A 3,155-nucleotide genomic window follows, 5' to 3' on the forward strand; every position below is an offset into this window, starting at 1 on the left:
CCCCTCCGCCGCCCCCGTACGCCGCCAGCCACTCCGCCGCCCGCCCGAACGCCGCCTCCCGCGCCGCACCGGTCACCCCCAGCACCGCCTCCACCTCCGGCAGCCGGTCCCGCACCCGCCCGGCGTCCCAGACGAACTCCCCACCCCAGCCGGGCAGCCGCTCCACCCCGTCCGGCCCCAGCGCGAACGCCAACGCGTGGAACGGGAACGCCTTCCGCAGCCCGAGCAGCCAACGCTCCCGCTCCGGGCGGCCCTCCAGCATCCCCAGCAACTCCCAGCGGACGGCCTCGAGTTCGTCGTCGTCCTCGTGCCCCCACGACTCGAACAACACCCGCAACTCGTCCCGGCCGGCCCCCGAGTGCTCCCGCCACCACGCCAAGCGCTCACCCGCCCCCGCCGGGCGCCCCGGCCAGCGCACCGCCGCCGCGGCCCCACCGGGCACCGCCCCCAGCACCCACCACCCGTGGTGACCCACCCGTCCCGCCCCTCAGCGACCCGGACCCTCGCCCTCGCCGCCGTCCGCCCCGTCCTCCGGCAGCACGAAGTGCGGGTTCTCGATCAGCCCGACCACCGCCCCCGAAGGCTCGATCACCGTCCCCACCCGGATCCCGCCGCCCACCTCCTGCACCTGCTCCCGCACCACCGCCCCCGCCGCCGCGAACCGCGCCACCGCCGCGTCGACGTCCCGCACGCCCCAGTACGACACCGGCCCGACCGCCGGATCACCGTTCGGATCGAGCCCCAACTCGTAGCCACCCACGTTGAACCCCACGTAGAACGGCTCGTCGAAGTACGGCTCCACCCCCAGCACCGAACTCCACCACGCCTTCGCCGCAGCGAGGTCCCCCGCAGGATGAATGACCGTCCGAAGACCGAGCAGCACGCCGACGTCCCTTCCGTACGAACCCGCCGGACCGAACCGGTGGGAAGGCGAGCCTAGAAGATCCCGCACCCGCCCACCCCCGGAACACACCACTCCGCCCCCACCCGCCGCTCACCCCCACTGCGGCACCACCGCCACCGCCACCCACACCCCGGTGAACCCCCGTTACCTTCTTCGTGGCCCCGCAACGGGGGCTCCCGGCCTCCGGTCCGGCATGACTGTTCCCCCCTGTAGTTCGCATGATCCGGGGAGTGGTCTCACCGGGCCGGAGGCATCGGTAGACCGCTGATAGAGGCAGGACCACCAGCGTGCTGGGAGGCTCTTCGTAACGTGGACGCCGGCGACTGGTGCCACGCCGACAAGGCCGGACAGCACGACCTCGTAAGGAACCAGCGTGATCGACACCGGCGATGTGGACGCCTCCCTCGGCCTGGATGTCGGCAAGGGCGAGCACCACGGGACCGCGGTGACCCGGGTCGGCAAGCGGGTCTTCGACGAGCGGCTGCCGAACAGCGAGCCCAAGATGCGCGCCGTCTTGGACAAGCTCACCGCCAAGCACGGCACGGTCCTGGTCGTGATCGACCAGCCGGCTTCCATCGGAGCCCTGCCGCTGGCGGTCGCCCGGGACGCCGGCTGCCGCGTTGCCTACCTGCCCGGGTTGACGATGCGCCAGATCGCCGACCTCTACCCTGGCGAGGCCAAGACCGACGTCCGCGACGCCTTCGTCATCGCGGACGCCGCCCGCACCATGCCGCACACCCCGCGCGGCATCGAGCTCACCGACGAGACCATCGCCGAGCTGGAGATGATCGTCGGCTTCGACGACGACCTCGCCGGCGAGGCGACCCGCATCGCCAACCGCCTGCGCGGACTGCTGGCCCAGATCCACCCCCACCTGGAACGCGTGCTCGGACCGCGACTGGACCACCCGGCGTGTCCTGACCTTGCTGGAGCGGTTCGGCTCCCCGGCCGCTCTGCACAAGGCCGGGCGCCACCGCTTGCTGAGCCTGGCCCGGCCGAAGGCTCCGCGGATGGCTGAGCGCCTGATCGAGGAGATCCTCACCGCGCTCGACGAGCAGACCGTGGTCGTCCCGGGCACCGAGGCGGCCGCGCCGATCGTGCCGAGCCTGGCCGGCTCACTACGAGCCGTCCTCGACCAGCGAAAACTCCTGGAGAAGTGCATCCAGGAGCTCTTGGACGAGCACCCGCTGTCGAAGGTCCTCAGATCCATGCCCGGCATCGGGGCCCGGACCTGCGCCCGGGTCCTGATCGACGTCGGCGCCGCGAGCGCCTTCCCGACCGCCGCCCACCTCGCCTCCTACGCCGGGCTCGCCCCGGCGACCCGCAGTTCCGGCCCCTCCATACGCGGCGAGCAACCGTCCCGCCGGGGCAACAAGCAGCTGAAACGGGCGTTCTTCCTGGCCGCGTTCGCCTCGCTCGGCGACCCGGCCTCCCGCGCCTACTACGACAAGAAGATCGGCCAGGGGAAGCGACACACCCAGGCACTCCTCTGCCTGGCCAGGCGCCGGGTCGACGTCCTGTTCGCGATGCTTCGCGACGGGACCTTCTATGAGTCCCGGCCGGCCAAGGCAGTCAGCTAACGTGCGGATCCGCCAGCAGCACTACGCGGTCGGCCGCAGGATCGAACCTTAGAACTGGGTGGAGCGGGTCAGACTCCGGACTCAACGTCACCGGCTTGCCGAGCCGGCGCCCGATCGTCCGAAGCAGACGGCACAGCAGATCGACGCCGTCCTGGCCCGGCAGTTCCCGCAGATCAACATCGAAGTCGATCGAGCTGGCCTCATATGCTCGAAAGATCACCAGGAATCCAGCGGCGGGCCAGGCCCTCAACAGTGCGTCGGCGCCCGAGCTGCGGACCAGCATGTCCGCAGCTCGCGGCAGCCGAGCCACGACGCCGTCCTCGGAGTACTCGCACGGCCACCCCTGCGATCGCACCAGATCAAGCACCGCCTGCCAGTCCTCGACCGAGGTGTCTGCGACCCGCGCATCCGGCAGCGACCCCATCAGGTCAGGGTCGAAGAAGTTCCTGACGTCGTCCCACAGCAGATCCGGCATCCCGCCATGCTGCCTGGCCACCCGCCCGAACGCAGCCCGATTCCCTTGATGAACCCCGTCGCGTTTCCCCTCCGTCCGACCCTGCGGATCCGGAAACGCAGAAAGGGCCCCAGCCTGACGGCTGGGGCCCTTTCTCTGAAAGATTGTTCGGCGGCGTCCTACTCTCCCACAGGGTCCCCCCTGCAGTACCATCGGC

The 3,155-nt window shown here is 71.2% G+C and carries 3 protein-coding genes and 1 pseudogene; 1 reads left to right on the top strand and 3 read right to left on the bottom strand.

The features are described 5' to 3' along the window. Both OO48_RS38760 and OO48_RS33755 read right to left on the bottom strand, forming a co-directional pair. Positions 1 to 331: hypothetical protein (locus OO48_RS38760; RefSeq protein ID WP_209439594.1), on the bottom strand; the 331-nt coding region annotated here is incomplete at its 3' end. Between the two features lie 156 nt (positions 332 to 487). Then, complete coding sequence (locus tag OO48_RS33755) at positions 488 to 883, bottom strand: VOC family protein (protein ID WP_051733395.1); 396 nt, start codon at positions 881 to 883, stop codon at positions 488 to 490. A 394-nt stretch (positions 884 to 1,277) separates the two neighbouring features. Here OO48_RS33755 and OO48_RS34750 point away from each other — a divergent pair. Then, positions 1,278 to 2,484: pseudogene (locus tag OO48_RS34750) on the top strand (IS110 family RNA-guided transposase). Here the strand turns inward: OO48_RS34750 and OO48_RS33765 are convergent. After that, a complete protein-coding gene (locus OO48_RS33765) occupies positions 2,477 to 2,959 on the bottom strand; it encodes a hypothetical protein (RefSeq protein WP_033223421.1) in 483 nt (160 codons plus the stop codon). The pseudogene OO48_RS34750 and the gene OO48_RS33765 overlap by 8 nt on opposite strands. Positions 2,960 to 3,155: the final 196 nt, after the last annotated feature.

Origin of the sequence: Kitasatospora phosalacinea, assembly GCF_000716545.1 — a bacterium.
GTDB lineage: Bacteria > Actinomycetota > Actinomycetes > Streptomycetales > Streptomycetaceae > Kitasatospora > Kitasatospora phosalacinea.

Bases quoted from the DNA above. Each gene is read 5' to 3' on its own strand.
- OO48_RS33765 (WP_033223421.1), bottom strand. From the start codon at position 2,959: ATGCCGGATCTGCTGTGGGACGACGTCAGGAACTTCTTCGACCCTGAC.